The sequence below is a fragment of the Pseudochrobactrum sp. AO18b genome (assembly GCF_000409565.1).
Lineage (GTDB): Bacteria > Pseudomonadota > Alphaproteobacteria > Rhizobiales > Rhizobiaceae > Pseudochrobactrum > Pseudochrobactrum saccharolyticum.
In genome coordinates, this window is sequence record NZ_ANNO01000443.1 from 1 (window position 1) to 838 (window position 838).

Here is an 838-nt window from a genome sequence, read left to right on the forward strand (position 1 = left end):
CAAGGCACAACAACGTAAAATAGCTCAGGCTTTCCAGCGCTTCTTCCAGAAACTCGTTAAAGGCAAGCCCGTGCATTTTCTCAAAAACCTCGCCGAGAGCGATGAGTGCCGCTGCCAGATAAAAAGGCCATGCTTTACGGCTGAAAACAAAGGTCAATACAGGGCGCACATAATCTGAATGACGGAAAACATAAATAGCGGCGAAAGCGATGACGATAATCGCCTCATGCCAGCGGAATGCATGGGATTTAATGTAATTGCTCACCGGCCCTGTCGGCTCGATTTCAAACTCACGGAAGAAGAAAATCCACATCAGTACGGACATACCGATTGCAAACATTCGCGCAGGCCCCTCACTGCGCAGGCCGCCAATGAAAAACGCGATTGCGGCAAGACCGAGATAAACCAGTTGCAAATTCTCGAGCAATCCGGCCTCTCCCATTTCGACGACAAGATTGTCAAAATCTGTCACGAAGAAAAAGAACAGAACATTTAATAAAAGCAGTACCAGCATTGCACTGATGAAACTGCGCGAAGCATAAGATGGAAACACAATTTTATCCGGAATAAACAGCCAGCCCGTCCTTCAGGGGTGCCAAAACCGGCGGACACAGCATCTCAATGAACATTTTGTGACATCTTAACAAGTTCTTGTTGCTGCGCACAATTAAAATTCATATTGCGCCGGTCAATTTTTATTGAGGTATTTATTTCCGCCGGAGCGTATCGCGTTTACTTGAAGCCTTGGCACGCGCCCAGCCTCCCTGCTTTTACGCATGCCGCTATCGGAAAACCGGTACCTGCCTTTCCGCGACATGCTTTAAAATACAAAAAAAAA

At 47.0% G+C, this 838-nt stretch carries 1 protein-coding gene; it reads right to left on the minus strand.

Annotated features, from left to right (window positions below):
• Positions 1-553 (minus strand): hypothetical protein (locus A918_RS20885; protein ID WP_033316219.1); only part of this gene is annotated, 553 nt, incomplete at its 3' end.
• Positions 554-838 lie beyond the last annotated feature (285 nt).